A 19,454-nucleotide genomic window follows, 5' to 3' on the forward strand; every position below is an offset into this window, starting at 1 on the left:
CGAGGATGGGTGCGTGAACCGCACCGAACGCCTCGCCGCCCACACCCACATCGCCACATCGCTCGCGCTGCTCTCCGACCGCGAGCTCGCCGATCTCGTGGAGTCGGGCACCCCGCTCGGCTCCGGGATCGGCGGGCGTGCGGCGCTGGTCGAGGTGGACGGCAGGGCGGTGTTCGTGAAGCGGGTTCCGCTCACCGACGTCGAGCTGCGGCCGGAGAACGTCCGCTCGACGGCCAACCTGCTGGGCCTGCCGGCCTACTTCCACTACGGGATCGGCAGCCCGGGATTCGGCGCCTGGCGCGAACTCGCCGTGCACACGATGACCACCAACTGGGTTCTGGCCGATCGGTTCCAGGGCTTCCCACTGACCCATCACTGGCGGGTCCTGCCCGACACACCGCAGCCGCCGCACGAGTTGCTCGCCGACCTGGAGCGGGCCGTCGCCTACTGGGGCGGCGGCCCGCAGGTCCGCGAGCGGCTGGTGGGACTACGGACCGCGACCGCGAGCCTGGTGCTGTTCCTCGAGTACGTGCCGTACACCCTGAGCGACTGGCTGGACGCCCGGGTACGCACGGCCGACGCCGACGCCGCGTGCACCTTCGTGGAGAAGGAGCTCACGGCCGTCACCGACTTCCTGCGCGAGGTGCGCCTGCTGCACTTCGACGCCCACTTCCAGAATTTCCTCACCGACGGACACCGGCTCTACCTCGCCGACTACGGCCTGGCCCTCTCCGCCCGCTTCCCGCTCACCCCCAAGGAGCGGGACTTCTTCGAGCGGCACCGGGACTACGACCGCGTCCACATCGCCTTCCACTTCGTGAACTGGCTGGCGACCGCCCTGTACGGCCATGACCGGGACGGCCGCGAGACCTTCGTGCGCGCGTGTGCCGACGGCGAGCCGGCCCTGGGGATCCCGCGGGCCGCCGCGGACATCATCGAGCGGTACGCGCCGCTCGCCGCCGTCATGGGGGACTTCGCCCGGCGGCTCCAGCACGACAGCAGGCTGACCCCGTTCCCCGACACAGAGCTGCGGCTCGCTCAGGAAGGTGCCGGAACGCCCGCCTCCAGGTAGTGCGCCGCCCCGCGTTCCCGTGCCCTGAGCGCCCAGCGCAGCCGCTCGTAGCGCACCGGCGGCAGCAGATCGGCGGCCTCCTCCTCCGTGACGAAGCGCCAGTCGCGCAGCTCGGGGCCGGGCAGCAGCAGGCGCGCGGCCTCGTCGGAGTCGAGGCGGCCACCGTCGAAGAGCAGGCGCAGACCGCCGTAGCCGGGGGGCGAGGGCCGCTCCCAGTCGACGACGAGGAGGCGCGGCACGTCCCGCAGCCGTATCCCCGTCTCCTCGGCGACCTCGCGCATGCCCGCGCGCGCGGGCGCCTCGCCGCGTTCGACGACACCGCCGGGGAACTCCCAGCCCGCCTTGTAGGTGGGGTCGACGAGCAGCACCCGGTCCTGCTCGTCGAAGAGGAGCACCCCCGAGGCGAGCGTCTCGGCGGTGGGCTCGGGGGTCTGCACGATGTCGCAGACCGGGACCGTGCCGTCACCGACCGCCTCGGCGATGCGCACGGCGGTCTCGTACGGCGTCAGGGCGCTGTTGTCGACGGGGTGCGCGTCCGCGGTGAGCCAGGCGGCGAGCGCGGCGCGGTACGGCTCGATGTGGTCGTACGACCACTGCCGGACCCGTATCTCGCCGTCGGGCAGCTCCGGCGGTATCTCCCGCCCGGCTATGCGCTCGCGCAGGATCGTTTCCGCCGGGGCGAGCAGGACATGCTGGACGGTGATGCGGCGGGCGGCGAGGCCGCCGAAGATCTCGTCGCGGTACTCCTGGCGCAGCAGGGTCATGGGGACCACGAGGGTCCCGCCGAGCTCGGCGTGCAGCGCGGCCGCCGTGTCGATCACGAGACGTCGCCAGATCGGCAGGTCCTGGAAGTCACCGACCTCGGTGAGGTGTTTGGGCGGGAGCAGATGGGCGAGTGCTCCGCCGATGACCTCGGGGTCGAAGAGCGTGCTGTTCGGGATCAGCTCGATCAGTTCCCGTGCGGTGGTGGTCTTCCCCGCACCGAACGCGCCGTTGATCCAAACGATCACGTTTCCCCCTCTTCTGTTGGCCCCCTGTGGCTTGCCCGCTCCACCCTGCCACGGAAACCAGCTCTCGTAGAGAGCGCATGAGAACGGCGCCGGAGCCCCCGCGGGTGCGGGGCAGCGGCGCCGTGCGGTGGAGTCGGTGGCTCGTCAGCCCTTCTTGCCGGACTTCCCGTGCGGGGCGTCGTTGACGGCCCGGTCCGTCTCGCGGTTGATCGCCTTGCCGAAGGTGTCCAGGGTCTGGTCCACGTTGATCCCGGCCAGCTTGGTCGGAGCGGTGGTGCCGAGGCCGCCGAGCTTCTTGCCGCTCATGTCCAGGCCGGCCGCCTTGATCTGTCCGCCGGTGGTGCCGGGCAGCCCGGCCGTGGGCCCTCCGGTGCCGGAGGCCTGGGGGGCCTCGGCCGAGTGGGACGGCGTGACCGCCGCGACGACGAATCCGGTGGCGAGGGAGGCGATGGCGAGCATGCTGCGCTTCTTCATGGCCGGTTCAACTACGAAACGGCCTCGGAGTCACGCCCCGACGCCGGACGAACCGGACAGCGACGCGGACTCGGCGCCGGCCCTCCCGCGGCCGCCACGGCGCCGCCGTACGAGATCGCCGGCCGCCGGCGCCCATCGCGGGTACGCGAAGTCGAACCCCTCGTCGAGCAGCCGGCCGGGAACCACGCGGCGGCTCTTCAGCAGCAGCTCCGTGTCCGAGCGCAGCGCGAACGCGCCGAGTTCGGCCATCCACTTCGTCGCCGGCAGGCCCACGGGGACGCCCCCGGCCGAGCGCAGGGCCCGCATGAAGGCGCGCTGGGGCAGCGGCTCGGGCGCGGCGAGGTTCACCGGACCGGTGAGACCCTCCCGTGCGACCAGGAACTCGACGGCACGCACGAAGTCCTGGTCGTGGATCCAGGAGACGTACTGCCGGCCGCCCGCCACGGGCCCGCCGAGGCCCAGCCTCGCCAGCCGCAGCAGGACGTCGAACACACCGCCCCGGTCAGGGCTCATCACCATCGCGGAGCGCAGGGCGACCTTGCGGGTGTGCGGCGTGTCGGCCATCTCCTGGGCCCGCTCCCAGGCCCTCGCGATCTCGATGCTGTAGGCCCAGTAGTCCGGCACATCGGGCTCGCTGCCGCCGATCACCCCGGTCGCCTCGTCGTTGGGGGCGTCGAAGCGGTGGGCGTAGACGGTGGCCGTGCTCATCTGGAGCCAGACCCGGGGCGGCCGCTCGGCGTTCGCGATGGCCTCCCCCACGATCTCGGTGGAGTGCACCCGCGAATCCATCATGGCCTGCAAATTGGCCGGGGTGTAGCGGCAGCTGACGCTGCGCCCGGCGAGGTTGATCACGACGTCGCTGCCGTCGATCTCCTTCGCCCACGGACCCCTGGTCGCACCGTCCCACTGGACCTCGCGCTCGCGCGTAGGCGTCCTGGTCAGGACGACGACCTCATGTCCTGCGCCGCTCAGCGCGCGGTTCAGGATGGTGCCCACCTGCCCGGTTCCCCCGGGAATCACTATCTTCATCAGCTCCCCCTCGGATCTGGGACCGAGCCTAGCGCAGCAGTTGAACATGTTCAAAAGTGTGCCGCGTCACAACTTCCGGTACAGACCACTTTCCAACACACTCCGACAGGTTCTACCGTGAGCCAACCGTGACGCGTACATGACGTCATCACGCTCTCGCAGGTACGGAGGAACGTAACGGTGCGTCACCTTCACACCCGCACAACCCGAAGAAGGCTGGTCGGAGCCCTCGTGGCGGGGCTGATGTGCGCGGCGGGACTCGCCGCCCCCGCGGCCACCGCGGCGCCCGCGGCGCCCGCCGCGCCCACCGTGGACGACGGACTGGCACTCACCCCGCCCATGGGCTTCAACAACTGGAACTCCACCCACTGCCGTGCCGAGTTCAACGAGTCCATGGTCAAGGGGATCGCGGACATCTTCGTCGAACGGGGTCTCAAGGACGCCGGATACGAGTACGTCAACCTCGACGACTGCTGGGCCCTGCCGTCCAGGGACACGAACGGCAAGCTCGTGCCCGACCCGGTCAGGTTCCCGGGCGGGATCAAGGCCGTGGCCGACTACGTCCACTCCAAGGGCCTGAAGCTCGGCATCTACACCAGCGCGGGCACGAAGACCTGCAACTCCGCCGGCTTCCCCGGCTCCCTCGGCCACGAGTACAGCGACGCCCAGCAGTTCGCGGACTGGGGCGTGGACTACCTCAAGTACGACAACTGCAACAACCAGGGCGTGGACGCCAAGTTGCGCTACACGACCATGCGCGACGCGCTCAGGGCGACCGGACGCCCGATCGTCTACAGCATCTGCGAGTGGGGCGAGAACCAGCCCTGGGAGTGGGCGGCCGACGTCGGCCATCTGTGGCGCACGACCGGCGACATCAGCGACAACTGGGGTTCGATGCTGTCGATCCTCAAGCAGAACCTCCCGCTCGCACCGCACGCCGGCCCCGGCCGGTGGAACGACCCGGACATGCTGGAGGTCGGCAACGGCGGCATGACGGCCACCGAGTACCGCTCGCACTTCTCGATGTGGGCGATCATGGCCGCGCCGCTGCTCATCGGTTCCGACCTGCGCTCGGTCTCCGAGGAGACCTTCGAGATCCTCGGCAACCGCGAGGTCATCGCGGTCGACCAGGACCCGCTGGGCAAACAGGGAAGCGTCGTCTCGTCCTCGGGCGGTCGCTGGGTCGTCGCCAAGGAGATGCGGGACGGCAGCCGTGCGGTGGCGCTCTTCAACGAGACCGGCAGCGCCCAGCGCATCACCACGAGCGCGACGGCGGTCGGCCTGGCGTCGGCCGACGCGTACACGCTGCGCGACCTGTGGCAGCACCGCAGCTACAACACCGCGGGCACGATCTCGGCGACGGTCCCCGCACACGGCACGGTCCTCCTGCGCGTCCGGGCCGACGGCAGGTGGGCCCAGCACCCGCCCGCCGTGGAAGTCGGCCTGGAGGGCAGCCCGTTGGTCGAGGCCGGAAAGGCGGCGAACCTGACGTCGACGGTCACCGATCTCGGGCGTACGACGGCCAGGCGCGTGTCGGTCACGCTGACCGGCCCCGAGGGATGGTCCGTGCGGCCGACGTCCCCGACGACCTCGCCGGCGCTCCCGACGGGCCGCTCCCTGCGCACCGAGTGGGCGGTCACAGCGCCCGAGGGGACGCCCTCCGGGTCGTACGGCCTGACCCTCCGAGCCGGCTACCGCTCACCGGCCGGCGTGCGCGTCGACAGCGCGCTGCCGCTGACCGCCACCGTGGTGACTCCACCGCCCGCGGGGACGTCCGGGCTCGGTGACCTCCCCTGGCTGTCGGCCACCAACGGCTGGGGCCCGGCCGAGCGCAACACCAGCAACGGCGAGAGCGACGCGGGCGACGGGAACCCGATCACCATCGGCGGCGTGGTGTACGGCACGGGCCTGGGCGTCCACGCCGAGAGCGCCGTCGAGTACTACGCCGGCGGCGCGTGCGAGACGGTCACCGCGCAGGTCGGGGTCGACGACGAGGAGGGCGCGGACGGCAGCGTCGCCTTCGAGATCTGGGCGGACGGCACCAAGGCCGCCTCGACCGGAGTCCTCACCAACGCGCAGCCGGCCCAGCTGATCACGGCCGACGTGACCGGCGCCCAGGTGGTCCGGCTGGTCGTCACCGACGGCGGCGACGGCGTCACGTCGGACCACGGGGACTGGGCGCAGGCGCGGCTCAGCTGCTGAGCGGCAGGGGGCGGGCGGGACCACTCCGGCCCCGCCGCCTCCCCGGCGACTGAACGTTCCTGCCCGAGCCGGGCTCTCAGACCCCCGCCGCGGTCGCGTCCGCCTTCCTGGCGAGCGCGGCCGCGGCCGCCCCGACCAGGCCCGCGTCCGTGCCCATCTGGGCGGGCGTGATCACCAGCCGCTGGACGAAGGACAGGGTGGCGTAGTCGTGGAGCGCCTTGCGCAACGGCGTGAACAGGACGTCGCCCGCCTTGCCGACGCCCCCGCCGATCACCGCGATGTCGATCTCGACGAGGGTCGCGGTGGCCGCGATCCCGGCGGCCAGGGCCTGCGCCGCCCGCTCGAAGGAGGCCACGGCGACCGGGTCCCCGTCGCGCGCGGCGGCGGCCACCGCGGCGGCGGAGGTGTCGCCGTCCGGGCCGGGAAGCCAGCCGTTCTCGATCGCGCGCCGGGCGATGTTGGGGCCGCTCGCGATGCGCTCCACACAGCCGCGCGAACCGCACGGGCACACATCGCCGTCCAGATCGACGCTGATGTGGCCGATGTGGCCAGCGTTGCCCGTGGGTCCGGGGTGGAGTCGGCCGCCCAGCACCAGACCGCCGCCGACGCCCGTGGAGACGACCATGCAGAGCGCGTTGTCGTGCCCTCGTGCCGCGCCCTGCCAGTGCTCGGCCGCCGTGATGGCCACCCCGTCGCCGATCAGCTCGACGGGCAGCCCACCGGCCGCCTCCTGGACCCGCCGCACCAGCGGGTAGTCGCGCCAGCCGGGCACGTTCACCGGGCTCACGGTGCCCGCCGAGGCGTCCACGGGTCCCGCGCTGCCGATCCCGAGGGCCGTGGCACGCCCCCAGAGTGGCGATGCGGTGAGTTCGCCGACGACCTCCTCGACGGCCCGCATCACCGTCTCGCCGTCCTCCCGCGCCGGCGTCGCGCGCTGGGACCGGACCACGATCGTGCCGTGGCCGTCCACCAGCGCTCCGGCGATCTTGGTGCCGCCGATGTCGAGCGCAGCCACGAGGTCGGTGTGCATCAGTGTCAGTTCTCCCCGTCAACCATTCGGAACTCCCCGTCAACCACGGGAATTGGGCGAGCCGGTCTCGCGGTGGGGACGCAGGCCGGAGATTGCGGTGGACAGTGTCTCCCGGATCTGACAACGTTGTCCAGGCTCTATGCTCGACGCCACATCCTCATACAAACCCATGGACCGCCGCATCCCCCCGTGGACGACGGGCCGCCGTATCCCCCGTGGACGACGACAAGGACAGGACACCGCATCGTGCCCGAGACCATCCGCCGATCCGACCGCGCGCCCGAGAACCGCTACGGCAACCGTCCCACCATGAAGGACGTCGCCGCGCGTGCCGGAGTCGGCCTGAAGACCGTCTCGCGCGTGGTCAACGGTGAGCCCGGCGTCACCCCGGAGACGGAGCGCCGCGTCCAGGAGGCCATCGACGCCCTGGGCTTTCGCCGCAACGACAGCGCTCGGGTGCTGCGCAAGGGCCGTACGGCGAGCATCGGCCTGGTCCTGGAGGATCTCGCGGACCCTTTCTACGGTCCGCTGAGCCGGTCGGTCGAGGAGGTCGCCCGGGCACACGGCGCCCTGCTCATCAACGGCTCCAGCGCCGAGGACCCGGACCGCGAGCAGGAGCTGGCGCTGGCGCTGTGCGCACGGCGGGTGGACGGGCTGGTGATCATCCCGGCCGGTGACGACCACCGCTATCTGGAGCCGGAGCTCAAGGCGGGCGTCGCCACCGTCTTCGTGGACCGCCCGGCCGGGAAGATCGACGCCGACTGCGTCCTGTCCGACAACCACGGCGGCGCCCGCGACGGCGTGGCCCACCTCATCGCCCACGGCCACCGCCGGATCGGCTTCATCGGCGACATGCCCCGCATCCACACGGCCGCAGAGCGGCTGCGCGGCTACCGGGCCGCCATGGAGGACGCGGGCATACCGGTGGAGGACGCCTGGATGTCCCTCGGCGTCACCGACCCCGAGCGGGTGCGCCGGGCGGCCGAGGAGATGCTCGCCGGCCCCTCCCCCGTCACCGCGATCTTCGCCGGCAACAACCGGGTGACGGTCACCGTGATCCGGGTCCTCGCCGAGCACACCCGCCGGGTCGCCCTCGTCGGATTCGACGACATCGAGCTCGCCGATCTGCTGCAGCCGGGCGTCACCGTCGTCGCCCAGGACTCCGCTGCCCTCGGCCGTACCGCCGCGGAGCGCCTGTTCCGCCAGCTGGACGGCGCCCTGGCCGGCCCGGAGCGCATCGAGCTGCCGACGCGGCTGATCACCCGTGGCTCGGGCGAACTGCCGCCGGAGGACTGAGCCGGTATGGACGACCGCACTCTGGAGACGCTCGGTCTGGCGGACGCCCCGCGCGACGCCCCCCTGCTCTATCCGGGTGCCTGGCCGTCGGACTCCGGACTGCTCGACGGGGACCGGCTGCTGCCGCTGGACCGCCTGGTGTACGACGACCGGGTGCCCGTCCTCGCGGTCGGCTCCAACGCCTGCCCCGGCCAACTGCGCCGCAAGATGAGGGCGTTCGGGATCGTCTCCCCCATTCCGCTGGTCAAGGCCCGGGTGACCGGCCTCGACGTGGGCGTGTCCGCGCATGTGAGCCGCATGGGCTACGTGTCGGCCTCGCCGTTCCACGCGCCGGGCCACGTACGCGAGTTGTTCCTCACCTGGCTCGACGACGAGCAGCTCGCGGTGATCGACGCGAGCGAGGGCGTGCCCCTGCCGGACGGCAACTTCGGCCGCGCCTGGCTGCCGTCGTCCGACGTCCGGATCGACCTGGCCGACGGGACCGCGCTCCCGGGCGCCTTCGTGTACGTCAACCGCCATGGCGTCCTGCGCGACGGCACCGGCGCGCCGCGCAACCACCCCGGTCAGCGGGCGGTGATCACCGAACTCCTGCTGGGGTCCGCCCGGTTGAGGGAGCTGTTCGGCGGGACTCCGGAGGAGTTCTGCGCGCGGGCGCGAGCCGACGCGCGGCTGTGCGCCCGGGGCACCCGGCTGCTCGCGCAGGAGAACCTCGTGACGGTCTCAGGGCTGGAGGCGTATGTCACGACCGAGCCCGCCCGGGCTCAGCAGACCGGGAGTCCGGGCACCGGCTCGTCGTTGTTGCCGCCCTCGATGTAGACGTCGCTGACGTAGACATTGGTGTTGCCGCTGTCGTCGTCCGTCTTGGCCCACCAGACGTTGGTCCACTGCCCGGAGGTCTCGCGGCGGCCCAGGTTCTGCTGGCAGTAGAAGTAGTTGGTACCCGCGTGGAGGACGCCGACCTCGGTTCCGGAGGCGGTGTACGACTTGGCGGTCGTCCAGACCTGGCAGTTGTACTTGCCACCGCCGATGGAGAAGCAGGACGGTTCCGGTGTGGTGCCGCCGCCTCCGCCCGTGCTGCCTCCGCCACCGGTCGTCCCGCCCCCGCCGGTGGTGCCGCCGTCGCCGGAACCGCCGCCCGTGGTACCGCCGCTGGAGCCGCCCTCGCCGGAGTCCTTGGTCGGGGCGGCGGTGGTGGGCCGGTCCGAGGGCTCGGTCTTCGCCGTGCGGCTGGGGGACTTGGAGGCCTCGGGGGACTTCTTGTCGTCGTCCTCGTCGGTCAGTCCGGAGTCGTTCGAACGCCCCGCGTCCGGGCTGCCGTTGGCCTGGGCCGACCTGCCCTCCCGCACGCTGACGGACGACGAGTCCCGGGCCTCGTCGTCGGCGTCGCCCCCGCTGTTCACCAGTGCGAGGGTGCCCCCGGCCGCCGCGAGGACGACGGCGACGGCCGCGGCGGCGAGCAGCGCGCGGCCCTTGCGCCGGGCGGGCGTACCGGAGGAGGTGACCATCGGGCCGGTGGCGCCCGGGTCGTGCGGCGGCGTGGGCCCGCCGAAGCCGTGCTGCTGGGGACCGGAGGGGGCCTGCGCACCGCCGTACGGCGAAGGGGGCTGTCCGGGGGTGCCGGGTCCCGGCGCGGGCGGGCCGGAGTGGCCGACCGCTCCGAAGACCGGCGCCCCGGGCAGGTCGGACGCGGCCACGCCCTGCCTCGGTGTGTCGCCGCCGTGGGCCACGGGCGCACCCGGCCCGGCCGGTGCCGTGGGTCCGAAGCCGGGCGGTACCGAAGGGAGGCTGCGCTGGGTTTCCCCGGGGCCGGGGTTCGCCGGCCCCCTGAGCGCCGTCGTCGGGGCGTCCGTGCCGCCGAAGTCCGCCACTTCCTGGAGGAGTCCGCGCGCCTCGTCGGCCTCGGGGCGGGACTCGGGGCGCTTGTCCATCAGCCGCTGGAGGACGGGGCCGAGCGGTCCGGCGTTGCGGGGCTCGGGCAGGGGCTCGCTGACGATCGCGGTCAGCGTGGAGAAGGTCGAGGTGCGGCGGAAGGGCGCCGCGCCCTCCACCGCCGCGTACAGCGTGGCGCCCAACGCCCAGACGTCCGAGGAGGAGCCCGGCTCGGCGCCCTGGGCGCGCTCGGGGGCCATGTAGTCCAGGGAGCCGACGAGATGGCCGGTGCGGGTCAGGTGCGTGGCCGAGCCGTCGCCCGGGTCGTCCATCGTCGCGATGCCGAAGTCGGTGAGCACGACCCGGCCGGAGGTCTCCAGCAGGATGTTGCCGGGCTTGACGTCACGGTGCAGGACGCCGGCCCGGTGCGCCGCGGCCAGCGCGTCCATGACCTTGGCGCCGATGCCGGCCGCCTCCCGCGGGTCGAGCGTGCCGCGCTCGCGCAGCACGGCCTCCAGGGAGGGGCCGTCGACCAGTTCCATGACGATGAGCGGGCGCCCGTCGACCTCGGCGACGTCGTGAATGGCCACGACACCGGGGTGCCGCACCCGGGCCGCCGCGCGCGCCTCGCGCTGCATTCGCAGCCGCAGATCGGCGAGTTCGGGGCCGTCGGCGTCGCTGTAGGTGCGCAGTTCCTTGACCGCGACCTCGCGGCCGAGGACCTCGTCGAGGGCCTTCCAGACCACGCCCATGCCGCCGCGCCCGAGTTGGGCCACGACGCGGTAGCGCCCCGCCAGCAGCCGGCCGGTCTCGTCCGCCTGCCCGTTCTCCCCCGATGACACCGCTGCCCCGTTCCTGTGGACCGCCATTGCGTCCGTACAGACTAAGGGGCCCCGGTGACAACACCAGCCGCCGACGACCGCTGTGACCCGCCCGCTACTTCGCGGAGACCGTGAGGTCACCGCGTCGGGGTGCCGCGAATCCCTCCAGATCGGCACGAGTCAGACCGGTCAGCCGGGCGACCTCCGCGATGTCGAGGGCACCGCAGTCCAGGCCGCGCAGCAGATATCCACTGAGGGCCTTTGCGGTCGCGGGCTCGTCCATGACGTCGCCGCCGACCCGGCCCGCATACCGGGCGAGGCGGCCCGCCGCCTGTTCGAAGCCCTCGCGGTAGAAGGCGAAGACGGCCGCGTACCGGGTCGGGATGTGGCCGGGGTGCATGTCCCAGCCCTGGTAGTAGGCGCGGGCCAGGGCGCGGCGGGTGAGACCGTAGTGCAGCCGCCAGGCGTCGTGGACCTTCTCGGTCGTACCGACCGGCAGGACGTTCGTGGAGCCGTCCGAGACGCGGACGCCGGTGCCCGCCGCCGCGACCTGCATGATCGCCTTGGCGTGGTCGGCGGCCGGGTGGTCGCTGGCCTGGTAGGCGGCGGAGACGCCGAGGCAGGCGCTGTAGTCGAAGGTGCCGTAGTGCAGGCCGGTGGCGCGGCCCTCGGCGGCCTGGATCATCCGGGCGACGGCGGCGGTGCCGTCGGTGGCGAGGATGGACTGGCTGGTCTCGATCTGGATCTCGAAGCCGATCCGGCCGGGCTCGAGGCCGCGCGCCTTCTCGAACTCCTCCAGCAGCCGCACCATGGCGGTGACCTGTTCGGGGTAGGTCACCTTGGGCAGGGTGAGGACCAGCCCCTCGGGCAGGCCGCCGGCCTCCATCAGTCCGGTGAGGAAGATGTCGAGGGTGCGGATGCCCCGGTCGCGTACGGGTGCCTCCATGCACTTCATGCGGATGCCCATGTACGGGGCCGCGGTGCCGTTCTCGTACGCGTCGGCGATCAGGCGCGCCGCGCGGGCCGCCGTCTCGTCCTCCTCGGCGTCGGGGCGGGGGCCGTAGCCGTCCTCGAAGTCGACGCGCAGGTCCTCGATGGGCTCGCGCTCCAGCTTGGCGCGCACGCGCGCGTACACCGGCTCGGCGAGGTCGTCGGTCAGGCCGAGCACGGCGGCGAAGGAGGCCGCGTCCGGGGCGTGTTCGTCGAGGAGTGCGAGGGCCTGGTCGCCCCACGTGCGCAGGGTGTCGGCGGCGAAGGCGTCGCCGGGGACGTAGACCGTGTGGACGGGCTGCCGGGTGCCGGGGTCTCCGGGGTAGCGGCGCTCCAGCTCGGCGTCGACCGGCGCGAGGGAGGCGCTGATCTCCTCGCTGACGGCGCCCGCGAGGCTCGTCGCCACCTTCTCCTGCTGGCCCTGACCCATCCCACATCCTCCTGATTTCCGCGATACGGAATCAACAATCCGTAGAACGAAGTTATCCGGGTACCTTCCGCCTGGTCAACACCATGTCCACGGGGAGTCACTCCCCCATCTCGCCATGTTCACGCCCAACTCAGGGCGCGGTATCACACTTCCATACGCACGCCACGCACGACTCGTCCGGCAGTTCCGACCGAAGGAGCCCGAAGTGCCGAACCACAGCCGAGTCACGCGCCGCCTGGGGCTGAAGGCCGCGTTGGCCGCGGCGGTCACCGCGCCCCTCTCCAGTACAGCACTGCCCACGTCGTCCGCCTCGGCGGGCGAGCGCCCCTCCCGCCGCCACCTCCACGTCATGTCCTTCAACCTGCGGTTCGCGAGCACCGCGGAGCCCAACAGCTGGACCGTGCGCAGACCGGTGATGCGCGACCTGCTGCGCCGCGAGGCACCGCATGTCGTCGGCACCCAGGAGGGGATCTTCTCCCAGCTGCTGGACATCGACGCCGATCTCGGCGCGCGCTACGACTGGGTGGGCACCGGCCGCCTGCACGGCAGCCGCGACGAGTCCATGGCCGTCTACTACGACTCCCACCGGCTGCGTCCGACCGAGTACGACCACTTCTGGCTCAGCGACACCCCGGACGTGATCGGCTCCAACACCTGGGGGGCCGCGTTCGCCCGCATGGTCACCTGGGTCCGCTTCCGCGACCTGACCGACGGACGCGAGTTCTACGTCCTCAACACCCACTTCGACCATGTGAGCCAGTACGCGCGCGAGCGCAGCGCCGGGCTCATCGCGGAGCGGATCACCGGCTTCGACCGCGCGCTGCCGGTCGTGGTGACCGGGGACTTCAACGTCGCCGCCCACCGGAACACGGTGTACGACACCCTGCTCGGCGCCGGTCTCGTCGACACCTGGGACACCGCCGCCGAGCGCAGCGCGCTGTACGCGACCTTCCACGGCTACAAGCCGCTGACGCCGGACGGCGACCGTATCGACTGGATCCTGGGCACGCCCGGTGTCACGGCGCACCGGGCGGTGATCAACACCTACGCGGACGACGGCCAGTTCCCGAGCGACCATCTCCCGGTGCAGGCGTTCCTGACCCTGGGATGACACGAGGCCCCCGCGACCGTCGGCACGGTCACGGGGGCCTCGAGGTGCCCTTCGGGGATCAGCCCTTGCGGGCCTTGATCTCCTCGGTCAGGGTCGGGACGACGTCGAACAGGTCGCCGACGACGCCGTAGTCGACCAGCTCGAAGATCGGGGCCTCGGCGTCCTTGTTGATCGCCACGATCGTCTTCGAGGTCTGCATACCGGCGCGGTGCTGGATCGCGCCGGAGATGCCGGAGGCGATGTACAGCTGCGGCGAGACCGACTTGCCGGTCTGGCCGACCTGGTTGGTGTGCGGGTACCAGCCGGCGTCCACCGCGGCACGCGAGGCACCGACGGCCGCGCCGAGGGAGTCGGCGAGGGCCTCGATGATCGCGAAGTTCTCCGCGCCGTTGACGCCACGGCCGCCGGAGACGACGATCGCGGCCTCGGTCAGCTCAGGGCGGCCGGTCGACTCACGCGGCGTGCGGCCGGTGACCTTGGTGCCGGTGGCCTGGGCGGAGAAGGTGACGGACAGGGCCTCGACCGCACCCGCGGCCGGGGCGGCCTCCACGGCGGCCGAGTTCGGCTTGACCGTGATGACCGGGGTGCCCTTGGAGACACGGGACTTGGTGGTGAAGGAGGCGGCGAACACCGACTGGGTGGCCACCGGGCCCTCGTCGCCGGCCTCGAGGTCGACGGCGTCGGTGATGATGCCGGAGCCGATGCGCAGCGCCAGACGGGCGGCGATCTCCTTGCCCTCCGCGGAGGACGGGACCAGCACGGCGGCGAGGGAGCCCGCGGCGGACACAGACTCGACGGCGGCCTGGAGGGCGTCGACCTTCGGGACGACCAGGTAGTCGGCGTACTCGGCGGCCTCGTGGGTGAGGACCTTGACCGCGCCGTGCTCGGCGAGCGTGGCGGCGGTGTCACCGGCGCCGTTGCCCAGCGCGACGGCGACCGGCTCGCCGACGCGGCGGGCCAGGGTCAGCAGCTCCAGGGTGGGCTTGCGGACGGCGCCGTCCACGTGGTCGACGTAGACGAGAACTTCAGCCATGGGATTGCTCTCCTGCTTGGATCAGTTGAGGGGCGGTCAGCGAAGTCGAGCTCAGATGAACTTCTGGCTCGCGAGGAACTCAGCGAGCTGCTTGCCGCCCTCGCCCTCGTCCTTGACGATCGTGCCGGCGGTACGGGCCGGACGCTCGGTCGCGGAGTCCACGACGGTGTAGGCACCCTCAAGACCGACCTGCTCGGCGTCGAGCTCCAGGTCGGACAGGTCCCAGGACTCCACCGGCTTCTTCTTGGCGGCCATGATGCCCTTGAAGGAGGGGTAACGCGCCTCGCCCGACTGGTCGGTGACCGACACGACGGCCGGCAGGGACGCCTCGAGCTGCTCGGAGGCGGCGTCGCCGTCCCGGCGGCCCTTGACCGTGCCGTCCTCGACGGAGACCTCGGACAGCAGCGTGACCTGCGGGACGCCCAGACGCTCGGCCAGCAGCGCCGGTACGACACCCATGGTGCCGTCGGTGGAGGCCATGCCGGAGATCACCAGGTCGTAGCCGGCCTTCTCGATCGCCTTGGCCAGCACCAGCGAGGTGCCGAGGGCGTCGGTGCCGTGCAGGTCGTCGTCCTCGACGTGGATCGCCTTGTCGGCGCCCATGGACAGCGCCTTGCGCAGCGCGTCCTTGGCGTCCTCCGGACCCACGGTCAGGACGGTGATCTCGACGTCGTCGTCGGAGTTCTCGGAGATCTGCAGCGCCTGCTCGACCGCGTACTCGTCGAGCTCGGAGAGCAGACCGTCCACGTCGTCCCGGTCGACGGTCAGGTCATCGGCGAAGTGCCGGTCGCCAGTGGCGTCGGGCACGTACTTCACAGTGACAACGATCCTCAAGCTCACGCCGGCTCTCCTACTGCGTCGACATTTCTCTGCTGCCTACTTGCAGGCAGCATAGGCGCCCCAAGCGGCCGATCCCGATCGGGGCGACCCGCGCTCCGAGCGAAATATTACTCGTCAGTACACCCAGTTCGTTCCCGCTAAGCAAGCGCTTTGAACTGTGACCTTTGCAACGCAGCGTAATCGGAAATCGACGGCTTCGCAGAACCAGGGACGGCGGGGTCGGTCACACAGGCGGGGTGAGGTCAGTCACGCAGCCCGTTGAAGCGGCCCTGGTGGTACAGCAGCGGGCGCCCCGGTCCGGTGGGGTCGCCGAGCACGACCTCGGCCAGCACGATGCGGTGATCGCCGGCCGGCACCCGCGCCGCGACCCGGCACACCATCCAGGCCAGGACGTCCTCCAGGACGGGGACGCCCTCGGGACCCTCGCGCCAGGCCGTGGGCGGACCGAAGCGGTCAGCGCCGCTGCGGGCGAAGGTGCCGGCCAGGTCCTGCTGGTGCTCGCCGAGTATGTGGACGCCGACATGGTCCGCCGTGGCCACCGCTGGCCAGCATGAGGCGCCCGTGCCGATGCCGAAGGACAGCATCGGGGGCTCGGCGGAGACGGAGGTGAGCGAAGTGGCGGTGAAGCCGACCGGGCCCGTCTCACCGCGGGCGGTGATCACGGCCACGCCGGCGGCATGACGCCGGAACACGGAGCGGAGCAGATCGGGCGAGGCTTGCCGGGCGGTGCCGAGGCCTGACGTGGCCGTCATGGAGTTGTCCTTCTGCGAGGGGAGGCGTGGAGATCCGTGGCTGCTCAACAGCCCGGACAGCACGCGCTCGCGGTGCGGGCCAGATCGACGTGGGCCCGTCCGAAGAGAAGGAGTTCCTCACACATACGGTCAGACTGACGATAGGTGGTACGCACAGTCAAGTAGGTCCCGGGATGTGGGAGATGACTCACCCTCGTGTCACACCCCCTCAGACCGCTTCGCCCAGGGCGGCGATCACGTCCGCCTTGCGCGGCTGACCGGTGGCCCGCCGTACGACGTTGCCGTCGGCGTCCAGCACGAGCACGGTCGGCGTCTTGAGGATGCCGAGCCGGCGGACGAGGTCCAGATTGTCCTCGGCGTCGAGTTCGACGTGGGTCACACCGGGCACCATGCCGGCGACCTCGCCGAGCACCCGCCGGGTGGCCCGGCAGGGCGCGCAGAACGCGCTGGAGAACTGCACGAGCGTGGCGCGCTCACCCAGGTCCGCGCCCAACTCGGCGGCCTGGAGCCGCTTTCCGTCGTCCCGCCCGCGCACCCTGACTCTCCCGCTCCGCCGCCGCTGCAGCACTCCATACGCGCTCGCCGCCGCGAGCACCGCCACGCACACCACAAGTCCGGTCATCACCCTGCTCAAGCGTTCACGAGACTGCAAAGATTCCCAGCTCCCCTGAGTCTTTCCGTTGCGGAATGCTTGATTCATGGACATTGACGTGAGGGGGCCGCGCTTCGGGGCGGCCGTGACGACCGTGGTGCTGGCGGTCGTCCTGGTCACCGGCAGCCCCTGGCTGCTCGCGTGGCAGACGCTGGCGTTCGCGCTGGGCGCGGCGGGCGGGGTCGGCCGTTCGCCGTACGGCTGGCTCTTCCGCAGGGCCGTGCGTCCCCGGCTGGGGCCGCCGACCGGGTTCGAGGCGCCGGAGCCGCCGCGGTTCGCACAGGCGGTCGGGCTGGTCTTCGCGGGGCTGGGTCTGGTCGGGTACACGCTCGGGCCGGACTGGCTGGGTCTCGCCGCCACCGGGGCCGCGCTCGCCGCGGCTTTCCTCAACGCCGTCTTCGGCTACTGCCTGGGGTGCGAGATGTTCCTGTTGCTGCGGCGACTGACGGTGCGCGCCGGGTAAAGGCGGAGCCAAAATCCGAGGTGGATCACGGGGTGACGTGACGAGGATCTCGCCGTTCCGCGGCACTTGGGCTTGGCCGTCGGACGTTCTTGGGGCACGATCTGCGCAAGCCGTAAACCTACGGCTGCGTAACTTTTCACTGGGAGCTCCTTCCCAGGCAGAGAAGGAAGGGTCCACCGCGTCCCATGGCAGAGCTTGTCTACCGTCCCGTCGTCGGTTTCGCCCAGACACTGTTCAAGGTGTGGGACCTCAAGATCGACTGCAAGGGGTCGGAGAACATTCCACGCTCGGGCGGCGCCGTGCTGGTGAGCAACCACATCAGCTACCTGGACTTCGTCTTCAACGGCCTGGCGGCGCTCCCGCAGAAGCGGCTCGTGCGCTTCATGGCGAAGGAGTCCGTGTTCCGGCACCGGATCTCCGGCCCGCTGATGCGCGGCATGAAGCACATCCCGGTGGACCGCAAGCAGGGTGAGGCGGCCTACGCCCACGCGCTGGACTCGCTGCGCTCCGGCGAGATCGTCGGTGTCTTCCCGGAGGCCACGATCTCGCAGTCGTTCACGCTCAAGAGCTTCAAGTCGGGTGCCGCCCGGCTGGCCCAGGAGGCGGGCGTCCCGCTGATCCCGATGGCCGTCTGGGGCACCCAGCGACTGTGGACCAAGGGCCACCCGCGCAACTTCAAGCGCAGCCACACCCCGATCACGATCCGGGTCGGCGAGGCGATCGAGGCGTCCAGGGACAAGTACGCGGGCGCCATCACCCGCCAGCTGCGCGAGAGCATCCAGGAACTGCTGGAGGCGGCCCAGCGCGCCTACCCCGTGCGCCCGAAGGACTCGGGCGACACCTGGTGGATGCCGGCCCACCTCGGCGGTACGGCGCCCACTCCGGAGCAGGTCCGCGAGGCCGAGGCGCGCTGAGGCCCCGGCGTTTCAGCAGGCCGGGGGACGGACCTCGACCCGCGCTCCCGGGCTGAACTTCTCGAGCAGGTCCGCGAGTTCACTCGCCGCGCCCTCGACGTCGGCGACGGGCATCGGCGCCATGCTCTCCAGCAGGAAGATTCCGGACACGGTCTCCTCGGTGAGCCGGGTGCGCGGACCCTGGCGCCAGTTCCAGCGACGGCAGGTCACTCCTGCCTCGTCGCGCCACACGACCTCGCCCGCGTCGGGGTGTTCGACGACCTCCTCGCCGCCGGCGACGGTCACGAAGTCCTCCTCACCGGTGGCACGCACCAGGCTCATGCCGCCCTCGATGCGGTCGAGGTCCTCACCGCCGACGGGGATCAGATGGGCGACGCTGATCGCGTTGTAGACGTCCACCAGCACGTTGATCCGGGGCATTCCCGCGTCCGACAGCGCCCTTTTGGCCAGCGCCTCCGCGGAGTTGCGGGTGCGCGAGGGCTTGGACCCGAACGCCGTGTACGCCTCCCGCCAGGCCGCCATGTGCGGGTCCTCGTGAGGAGCGCGCCCGGCCAGGCGTTCGGCGAGCCGGCGGGTCGCGTCGTCGAGGAGCGCGGCACTGGCGTCCGTGCTGGGGCCGTTGACCAGTCCATGCGCCTCGACGGCGACGTGGGTGAATCCGGGCGCGAGGGCGCGCACCGCGTCGGACACGGTCAGGGAGAGGGTCATGGCCTGCCTCAGAGAGCGGTGGGGAGCGTCTTCCACAGGTGCGGCCGGTCTCGGGCGGACCTGAGCGCGCTCAACACGGACGGGTGCGGTACAGCATACAGGACCGGATGGTCCAGCTCATTGGACTCCGGGTCGGGCATGAAGGCCAACCGCTCGCCGTCGAGCGAGAACTGGGCGTCCACGCCGGGTTTGTTGGCCCGCGGATCCTGCCGGTGCCAGGCCCCGTTGAAGCGCACGGCGACCAGTCCGTGCACCACGTCGAACTTCTGGTAACACAGCGCGGTCGGGATGTCCTCGGCCCGCAGCAGCGCGGCCAAAGCGTGGGACTTGGCGTAGCAGATGCCCGTGCCCTGTTCCAGGACGTCCGAGGCGCGCCAGGTGACCCGGGGATCACCGGAGTCCTGCGAGTGCGGGATGGTGTCCCGCACGAACTCGAAGGCCATCCGCGCATATTCATACGAGTCGGCCACCCCTACCGCAAGCCTGGCCGCCGTCTCGCGCACGAGGGGATGATGATGGTCGATCACGTCGTCGGCGGCCAAGTAGGCAGAGAGATCTGCCGTTTCCTGGATCATCTGCATAACGCCAGAGACTAGGCGGCAGACAAGGAGATGGTCAATTGATTTGCGGGCTTCCGCATATATATACGGCCGAGTCGAGGCGGCGCGCAGGAATGGCCGGTCATTGCCGCAACCCAGCGCTCGGCCACAACCCCTCCCCCGCGTCGCGGGTCTCGCCACCGGACAGGTCATCGACTA

At 71.5% G+C, this 19,454-nt stretch carries 19 protein-coding genes; 7 read left to right on the forward strand and 12 right to left on the reverse strand.

Annotated features, from left to right (window positions below):
* Nucleotides 1–13 precede the first annotated feature (13 nt).
* Nucleotides 14–1,072: a protein kinase family protein gene (locus tag ACIRD7_RS33990; RefSeq protein WP_403459608.1), complete on the forward strand. Its 1,059-nt coding sequence runs from the start codon at nt 14–16 to the stop codon at nt 1,070–1,072.
* Here ACIRD7_RS33990 and ACIRD7_RS33995 read toward each other — a convergent pair.
* The 3 genes from ACIRD7_RS33995 to ACIRD7_RS34005 form a co-directional block, all read right to left on the reverse strand.
* Nucleotides 1,039–2,082, reverse strand: coding sequence for an NUDIX domain-containing protein (locus tag ACIRD7_RS33995; protein WP_403459609.1), 1,044 nt, complete (start codon nt 2,080–2,082; stop codon nt 1,039–1,041). The genes ACIRD7_RS33990 and ACIRD7_RS33995 overlap by 34 nt on opposite strands.
* A 144-nt stretch (nt 2,083–2,226) precedes the next feature.
* Nucleotides 2,227–2,556, reverse strand: a complete 330-nt coding sequence (locus ACIRD7_RS34000) for a hypothetical protein (protein WP_403459721.1) — start codon at nt 2,554–2,556, stop codon at nt 2,227–2,229.
* A gap of 30 nt (nt 2,557–2,586) precedes the next feature.
* Nucleotides 2,587–3,585: a TIGR01777 family oxidoreductase gene (locus tag ACIRD7_RS34005; protein ID WP_403459610.1), complete on the reverse strand. Its 999-nt coding sequence runs from the start codon at nt 3,583–3,585 to the stop codon at nt 2,587–2,589.
* Nucleotides 3,586–3,828: 243 nt separating this feature from the next.
* Here ACIRD7_RS34005 and ACIRD7_RS34010 point away from each other — a divergent pair, with 243 nt between their 5' ends.
* Nucleotides 3,829–5,787 (forward strand): NPCBM/NEW2 domain-containing protein, encoded by a 1,959-nt coding sequence (locus ACIRD7_RS34010; protein WP_403459717.1) that lies wholly within the window; start codon nt 3,829–3,831, stop codon nt 5,785–5,787.
* Between the two features lie 76 nt (nt 5,788–5,863).
* Here ACIRD7_RS34010 and ACIRD7_RS34015 read toward each other — a convergent pair whose 3' ends face one another.
* Nucleotides 5,864–6,817, reverse strand: a complete 954-nt coding sequence (locus ACIRD7_RS34015; protein ID WP_403459611.1) for an ROK family protein — start codon at nt 6,815–6,817, stop codon at nt 5,864–5,866.
* 246 nt (nt 6,818–7,063) lie between these two features.
* On the opposite strand from ACIRD7_RS34015, the gene ACIRD7_RS34020 reads away from it, so the two are divergent.
* Together ACIRD7_RS34020 and ACIRD7_RS34025 are read left to right on the forward strand one after the other, a co-directional pair.
* On the forward strand, nt 7,064–8,113 hold the full coding sequence (locus tag ACIRD7_RS34020) for a LacI family DNA-binding transcriptional regulator (protein ID WP_403459612.1): 1,050 nt from the start codon (nt 7,064–7,066) through the stop codon (nt 8,111–8,113).
* Between the two features lie 6 nt (nt 8,114–8,119).
* Nucleotides 8,120–8,929 carry a hypothetical protein gene (locus ACIRD7_RS34025; protein ID WP_403459613.1) on the forward strand — a complete coding sequence of 270 codons (810 nt, stop codon included), beginning with the start codon at nt 8,120–8,122 and terminating at the stop codon, nt 8,927–8,929.
* On the opposite strand, the gene ACIRD7_RS34030 is transcribed toward ACIRD7_RS34025, so the two are convergent.
* Nucleotides 8,875–10,824, reverse strand: coding sequence for a protein kinase (locus ACIRD7_RS34030; protein WP_403459614.1), 1,950 nt, complete (start codon nt 10,822–10,824; stop codon nt 8,875–8,877). The two genes, ACIRD7_RS34025 and ACIRD7_RS34030, sit on opposite strands and share 55 nt — an antisense overlap.
* A gap of 94 nt (nt 10,825–10,918) precedes the next feature.
* Nucleotides 10,919–12,223 (reverse strand): DUF6986 family protein, encoded by a 1,305-nt coding sequence (locus ACIRD7_RS34035; RefSeq protein WP_403459615.1) that lies wholly within the window; start codon nt 12,221–12,223, stop codon nt 10,919–10,921.
* 205 nt (nt 12,224–12,428) lie between these two features.
* On the opposite strand from ACIRD7_RS34035, the gene ACIRD7_RS34040 reads away from it, so the two are divergent.
* Nucleotides 12,429–13,334 (forward strand): endonuclease/exonuclease/phosphatase family protein, encoded by a 906-nt coding sequence (locus ACIRD7_RS34040; RefSeq protein ID WP_403459616.1) that lies wholly within the window; start codon nt 12,429–12,431, stop codon nt 13,332–13,334.
* A gap of 58 nt (nt 13,335–13,392) precedes the next feature.
* On the opposite strand, the gene ACIRD7_RS34045 is transcribed toward ACIRD7_RS34040, so the two are convergent.
* The 4 genes from ACIRD7_RS34045 to ACIRD7_RS34060 all read right to left on the reverse strand — a co-directional run bounded on the left by ACIRD7_RS34045 (nt 13,393) and on the right by ACIRD7_RS34060 (nt 16,581).
* Nucleotides 13,393–14,367 (reverse strand): electron transfer flavoprotein subunit alpha/FixB family protein, encoded by a 975-nt coding sequence (locus tag ACIRD7_RS34045; RefSeq protein WP_403459617.1) that lies wholly within the window; start codon nt 14,365–14,367, stop codon nt 13,393–13,395.
* A 51-nt stretch (nt 14,368–14,418) separates the two neighbouring features.
* Entirely contained in the window at nt 14,419–15,207 is a 789-nt protein-coding gene (locus tag ACIRD7_RS34050; RefSeq protein ID WP_403459618.1) for an electron transfer flavoprotein subunit beta/FixA family protein, read from the reverse strand.
* Nucleotides 15,208–15,449: 242 nt separating this feature from the next.
* Complete coding sequence (locus tag ACIRD7_RS34055) at nt 15,450–15,959, reverse strand: flavin reductase family protein (protein WP_403459620.1); 510 nt, start codon at nt 15,957–15,959, stop codon at nt 15,450–15,452.
* Nucleotides 15,960–16,167: 208 nt separating this feature from the next.
* Nucleotides 16,168–16,581 (reverse strand): TlpA family protein disulfide reductase, encoded by a 414-nt coding sequence (locus ACIRD7_RS34060; protein WP_403459621.1) that lies wholly within the window; start codon nt 16,579–16,581, stop codon nt 16,168–16,170.
* A 76-nt stretch (nt 16,582–16,657) separates the two neighbouring features.
* Here ACIRD7_RS34060 and ACIRD7_RS34065 point away from each other — a divergent pair, with 76 nt between their 5' ends.
* Together ACIRD7_RS34065 and ACIRD7_RS34070 are read left to right on the forward strand one after the other, a co-directional pair.
* On the forward strand, nt 16,658–17,074 hold the full coding sequence (locus tag ACIRD7_RS34065; RefSeq protein ID WP_403459623.1) for a DUF4395 domain-containing protein: 417 nt from the start codon (nt 16,658–16,660) through the stop codon (nt 17,072–17,074).
* Nucleotides 17,075–17,259: 185 nt separating this feature from the next.
* Nucleotides 17,260–17,988, forward strand: coding sequence for a lysophospholipid acyltransferase family protein (locus tag ACIRD7_RS34070; RefSeq protein WP_403459625.1), 729 nt, complete (start codon nt 17,260–17,262; stop codon nt 17,986–17,988).
* A gap of 12 nt (nt 17,989–18,000) precedes the next feature.
* Here the strand turns inward: ACIRD7_RS34070 and ACIRD7_RS34075 are convergent, their stop codons facing one another.
* Both ACIRD7_RS34075 and ACIRD7_RS34080 read right to left on the reverse strand, forming a co-directional pair.
* Nucleotides 18,001–18,696, reverse strand: coding sequence for a B3/4 domain-containing protein (locus tag ACIRD7_RS34075; protein WP_403459626.1), 696 nt, complete (start codon nt 18,694–18,696; stop codon nt 18,001–18,003).
* 8 nt (nt 18,697–18,704) lie between these two features.
* Nucleotides 18,705–19,277: a transglutaminase family protein gene (locus ACIRD7_RS34080; RefSeq protein ID WP_403459629.1), complete on the reverse strand. Its 573-nt coding sequence runs from the start codon at nt 19,275–19,277 to the stop codon at nt 18,705–18,707.
* Nucleotides 19,278–19,454: the final 177 nt, after the last annotated feature.

Source organism: Streptomyces sp. NPDC093568 (assembly GCF_044764945.1).
Lineage (GTDB): Bacteria > Actinomycetota > Actinomycetes > Streptomycetales > Streptomycetaceae > Streptomyces.

Coding starts and splice junctions, on each gene's coding strand:
- ACIRD7_RS34000 (WP_403459721.1), bottom strand. CDS start 2,556: ATGAAGAAGCGCAGCATGCTCGCCATCGCCTCCCTCGCCACCGGATTC.
- ACIRD7_RS34005 (WP_403459610.1), bottom strand. CDS start 3,585: ATGAAGATAGTGATTCCCGGGGGAACCGGGCAGGTGGGCACCATCCTG.
- ACIRD7_RS34010 (WP_403459717.1), top strand. CDS start 3,829: ATGTGCGCGGCGGGACTCGCCGCCCCCGCGGCCACCGCGGCGCCCGCG.
- ACIRD7_RS34015 (WP_403459611.1), bottom strand. CDS start 6,817: ATGCACACCGACCTCGTGGCTGCGCTCGACATCGGCGGCACCAAGATC.
- ACIRD7_RS34025 (WP_403459613.1), top strand. CDS start 8,120: ATGGACGACCGCACTCTGGAGACGCTCGGTCTGGCGGACGCCCCGCGC.
- ACIRD7_RS34035 (WP_403459615.1), bottom strand. CDS start 12,223: ATGGGTCAGGGCCAGCAGGAGAAGGTGGCGACGAGCCTCGCGGGCGCC.
- ACIRD7_RS34045 (WP_403459617.1), bottom strand. CDS start 14,367: ATGGCTGAAGTTCTCGTCTACGTCGACCACGTGGACGGCGCCGTCCGC.
- ACIRD7_RS34055 (WP_403459620.1), bottom strand. CDS start 15,959: ATGACGGCCACGTCAGGCCTCGGCACCGCCCGGCAAGCCTCGCCCGAT.
- ACIRD7_RS34060 (WP_403459621.1), bottom strand. CDS start 16,581: ATGACCGGACTTGTGGTGTGCGTGGCGGTGCTCGCGGCGGCGAGCGCG.
- ACIRD7_RS34065 (WP_403459623.1), top strand. CDS start 16,658: ATGGACATTGACGTGAGGGGGCCGCGCTTCGGGGCGGCCGTGACGACC.
- ACIRD7_RS34070 (WP_403459625.1), top strand. CDS start 17,260: ATGGCAGAGCTTGTCTACCGTCCCGTCGTCGGTTTCGCCCAGACACTG.
- ACIRD7_RS34075 (WP_403459626.1), bottom strand. CDS start 18,696: ATGACCCTCTCCCTGACCGTGTCCGACGCGGTGCGCGCCCTCGCGCCC.
- ACIRD7_RS34080 (WP_403459629.1), bottom strand. CDS start 19,277: ATGCAGATGATCCAGGAAACGGCAGATCTCTCTGCCTACTTGGCCGCC.